We start from the raw sequence: 4,432 nt of genomic DNA on the forward strand, positions 1-4,432 counted from the left end.
CATTCCTGGTGACATACGGCGTGATGGCGGCACGGCGCATCCTAAGGCCGCAAGCGCTCGTCTCCGCGGAACCTGGACCGTCGGGGGCCGGCCGAAGCGGACTGGCGTCAGCACTGGCGACTGTCATGGCGCTGACATGGCTCAACCCCCACGTCTACCTGGACACCGTATTGCTCCTGGGATCCGTGGCGAACGCGCAAGGACCCGGGCTGCAGTGGTGGTTCGGCGCCGGAGCCATGCTGGGCAGTATCCTATGGTTCTGTTCCCTCGGCTTCGGCGCGAAACTGCTGCGCGGATTCTTTGCGCGACCGGCGTCCTGGCGAATCCTTGACGGCGGAATTGCTGTCACCATGGTGGGACTCGGCGTCGGGCTGGCTCTCGGCAGTTAGCCCGGGCCCACAACCACGACACCCCGATAATTCTCACAACAAGCGTCCAGTCAACTCCCAGAAACTGGGAGCATCATGAATGGTATGAAAAAGAACGGCCCCGAAGCCAAGCTCCTCGTCGTCGACGACGAACCCAACATCCGTGAGCTGCTCTCCACCTCGCTGCGCTTTGCCGGCTTTGAGGTCGTTGCGGCGTCGAACGGCCGCGAAGCGCTCGCTGCCGCCGATCTTCACGCCCCGGACCTCGCGGTCCTGGATGTCATGCTCCCCGACATGGACGGGTTCACTGTCACCCGCCGCCTTCGCGCCGCCGGTAAGCACTTCCCTGTCCTGTTCCTGACTGCCAAGGACGACACGGAGGACAAGGTCACGGGCCTGACCGTGGGCGGCGACGACTACGTCACCAAGCCTTTCAGCCTGGATGAAGTGGTGGCGCGGATCCGCGCCGTGCTTCGCCGCACGCAGCCAATGGAAGACGACGACGCCGTCATCCGCGTAGATGACCTGGAGCTCGACGACGACGCGCACGAGGTCCGCCGCGGCGGCACCATCATCGAGCTGTCGCCCACCGAGTTCAAGCTGCTCCGCTACCTCATGCTGAACCCCAACCGGGTGCTTTCCAAGGCGCAGATCCTGGACCACGTCTGGGAATACGACTTCAATGGCGACGCCTCGATCGTGGAGTCCTACATTTCCTACCTCCGGCGCAAGGTGGACATTGATCCGGATGCCACTGCCTTGATCCAGACCAAGCGCGGCGTCGGTTACGTATTGCGGACGGCCGAGAAGCGCTGACTTTGTTCAACCGTTGGAAGTCGGCCTCCCTCAGGTCGCAGCTGGTCGCCATCATCATGGGGCTGCTGCTCCTTGCCTTGGCCGCTACTGGCGCCGGGACGCTGACGCTCGTCAAGAGCTACCTCCAAGGGCAAGTGGATGACAAGCTCAGGGCTGCCGTCCAGATCGCCCAGCAGCAGCAGTCCTTTGCCAACCTGTCTGAGGCGAGCCCCGCCGTGCCCACGGACTATTCCCTGACGCTCTACGTCCAGGGCCAGCCGCCCTATCCGTTCGGCGGAAGCAAGACGGATCGGCCGAGCATCGCCAGCATCACCCCGGTTGAGGCCAAGAACCGCAATTACGCACCCTTCCAGGTGAACGGCACCGCTGGCGGCGATTGGCGTGTGGTGGCGGTCAACGTAGTGGACAACCGGACCGGGCAGAACGCGGTGGTGATCGTGGGCCTGCCGCTGTCCCCCGTGGACCGAGTCATGGAACACGCCACGCTCGTGGTGGTCGGCGTCGGACTCTTGACCCTGGTGCTCGCGTTCTTCATCGCGACATGGACCGTTGCACGTTCCTTCCGCCCCCTCGCCCGCGTTGAGAAGACGGCGGCCGCAATCGCTGCCGGTGATCTCTCGCGTCGCGTGGATATCGAGAATCCGGTCACCGAGGTCGGCCGCCTGGGCGCTTCCCTCAACGCCATGCTCGCGCACATTGAATCGTCCTTTGCGGCGCGTGCCGCCTCCGAGGCAAGGATGCGGCGATTCGCCGCCGACGCCTCCCACGAGCTGCGCACGCCCTTGGTCACCATCCGCGGCTTCTCCGAGCTTTACCGCCACGGCGCCCTTGCCACGCCGGAAGACGTGGGCACCGCCATGGGCAGGATCGAGAGCGAAGCCAAGCGCATGGGATCCATGGTGGAAGACCTGCTGCTGCTGGCCCGCCTGGACGAACAACGGCCTTTGCAGCTCAAGCCGGTGGATCTGCACCTACTGGCGAATGACGCGTCGTAGACTCACTCGCAACGTCGGGCGAGCGGAAGATTTCGCTCACAGGGCTCGACGGCGGAGCGGCAGCGCCTGCCCCGGTCCAGGGTGACGAGGCCAAGCTTCGTCAGGTCCTGGGGAACCTGGTGGGTAACGCCTTGCGCTACACCCCCGAAGGAACGCCGATTGAGCTCGCCGTCGGGGTCCGGAACACGCCCGCCGGCCCGTTGTCCGTTCTCGAGGTGCGGGACCACGGCAGCGGCATTCCGGCCGAGGAACTGCCCCGGATTTTCGAGCGCTTTTACAGGGCGGACACTTCGCGCACGCGGGAAACGGGCGGCAGCGGGCTCGGTCTCGCGATTGTGGCTGCAATTGTCGGATCCCACCGCGGTACCGTCCGGGTCGAAGAGACCGACGGCGGCGGAGCCACCCTGGTTGTCAGCCTCCCCTTCCAGGACGAGCTGTCCGAGATGCCCGAAGATGCGGGCATCGCCGAGGCGGAGATCTCCGACTAGCAGTCTTCTATGCCTGGCGGCTTGATTGAGCGAGTTGTCCACATAGGGAGACTCGGCGCTGTCCGGGCCATGTGACGGCTTCTAGGCTCGTGGTGTGGACCACAAGCCAGCCGCACCTGCGGATCTCTTTGATTGAAAGGCAACGCCCCATGAGCGTTATCTCCGTCGATACCGAACTGCTCCAGCTCAAGTCCGCCAACGTCAAGGCCACCGTGGATCGGATCAGCGCCGACGTCCAAGCGATGAAACGGGGCCTGGACGAGCTCCAAGCTACGTGGAAGGGATCAGCGGCCAACAACTTCCAGGCCCTCGTCTCGGAGTGGACGCTGACCCAGAACAAGGTGGAGGCTTCGCTCGCATCCATCAACCTCGCGCTGTCCTCCGCGGCGGCAAGCTACCTCCAAACCGAGCAAGGCAACACCCAGCGGTTCAGTTACTGACAGCTGGGCCCGGGTTCCGGCGGTGCGGCCAATCCGCCGTCCCGCCGGGGTCCAGCCGCTTTCCAGGGTCCGGTTGCTTCTGAGCCGTTACTTCTCCGGCGTCGACTGGTGGAAGCGCAACCTCCATCGGCCGTCGTCGAGCAACCAGATCGAGCTCCGCAATGCGGAGCCTGTTCGCCCATAACTTCTATAACTGAGCAGCATGGTGTTACTGGAGAGGCGTTCAGCGGAAATTATTTCTACTTCCGCGCTTTCCCCGGGATCGCCCTCCAACGCCATCATGAGTTCGTCCCGGGACCAGACGCGTCCGGAGCTGCCAATCTCGGTAAAGTCCGGGTGCAGCAGGATCCCTGTGCGCCCGAGGTCTCCCCTGACGTCGGGCCTCAGGAGCTCCCTCTCAAGGAGAATGACCGTTTCCTCGTCCGAGCGTCCGCCGGCCTGGCCAAGGACCCCTTCGTCGTCACCAGCGAACAAAGTGGGCTCGATGAACGTCTCCTGCTCCGTGAACGCCCCCGCCGCGTTCGGCAAGGACGACCCGGTTGAGAGGTCCTGACCGCCGAACAACGTGAGGTCTTCATCCTGGGCATCCGCGTCGTCGTGGTCGTCGTCGAAAAGCGAGGGCGCCTCCATAGGCGCTGTACGGGCTGACGACGTGCGGGCTGACGGCGTGCCGACTGATGGTGTGCCGACTGACAGCGTGCGGGACAAGGACCGTGCGGCTTCAGCTCCCGGATAGCCCGGCCCGGCAGGCGCGGCTATTCCCTGCTGGAACGCTGTGGCGACCGCACGCGCGCGATCGTCGGCCGCCTCGTTGAGGTCGTGGCCGGCATGGCCTTTGACCCACTCGAACGAGTACTTGCGGCCGACAATAGCCTGGTCGATGTCCTTGAGGAGATCGACGTTCAAGACGGGCTTCCCGTCCGCTTTGCGCCAGCCCTTGCGCTTCCATCCCGGCATCCACTTGGTGATGCAATTGATGACGTACTGGCTGTCGCAGAGAATCTTCAGCTCTTCATCGGGAACATGTGCCGTGGACCGGAAGAGGTCCAGCACCGCCATGAGCTCGCCCTGGTTGTTGGTTCCGTGCGGCCACCCCCCGGCCCTCCAGCAAGAGTCGTTCACGTACCAGGCCCAACCGGCAGGCCCGGGATTGCCGAGGGCAGAACCATCGGCGGCAGCAATAATCGTCATGGTTTCCATCCTGCCAGACCACCCCGACACTCCTTGACCCCAGAAGTGAGCGGCGTCCGCCCAAAACCCGACATACGTGAGCGAGCGTCCGCCCAAAACCCGACATACGTGAGCGAGCGTCCGCCCAAACCGAC

General features: G+C 64.4%; 4 protein-coding genes and 1 pseudogene. 4 read left to right on the plus strand and 1 reads right to left on the minus strand.

Going from position 1 to position 4,432, the window contains the following annotated elements:
• From AHiyo1_RS08015 to AHiyo1_RS08030, 4 genes and pseudogenes are all read left to right on the plus strand, one after another.
• The coding region (locus AHiyo1_RS08015; RefSeq protein WP_172465527.1) for a LysE/ArgO family amino acid transporter at positions 1 to 389 on the plus strand (389 nt) is incomplete at its 5' end.
• Between the two features lie 84 nt (positions 390 to 473).
• Positions 474 to 1,184 (plus strand): response regulator transcription factor, encoded by a 711-nt coding sequence (locus tag AHiyo1_RS08020; protein ID WP_059388206.1) that lies wholly within the window; start codon positions 474 to 476, stop codon positions 1,182 to 1,184.
• 2 nt (positions 1,185 to 1,186) lie between these two features.
• Positions 1,187 to 2,667, plus strand: a pseudogene (locus AHiyo1_RS08025) (sensor histidine kinase).
• A 149-nt stretch (positions 2,668 to 2,816) separates the two neighbouring features.
• Entirely contained in the window at positions 2,817 to 3,107 is a 291-nt protein-coding gene (locus tag AHiyo1_RS08030; protein WP_059388207.1) for a WXG100 family type VII secretion target, read from the plus strand.
• 87 nt (positions 3,108 to 3,194) lie between these two features.
• Here AHiyo1_RS08030 and AHiyo1_RS08035 read toward each other — a convergent pair whose 3' ends face one another.
• Positions 3,195 to 4,298: a ribonuclease HI family protein gene (locus AHiyo1_RS08035; RefSeq protein WP_059388208.1), complete on the minus strand. Its 1,104-nt coding sequence runs from the start codon at positions 4,296 to 4,298 to the stop codon at positions 3,195 to 3,197.
• Positions 4,299 to 4,432 lie beyond the last annotated feature (134 nt).

The organism is Arthrobacter sp. Hiyo1, from assembly GCF_001263615.2.
Taxonomy (GTDB): domain Bacteria; phylum Actinomycetota; class Actinomycetes; order Actinomycetales; family Micrococcaceae; genus Arthrobacter.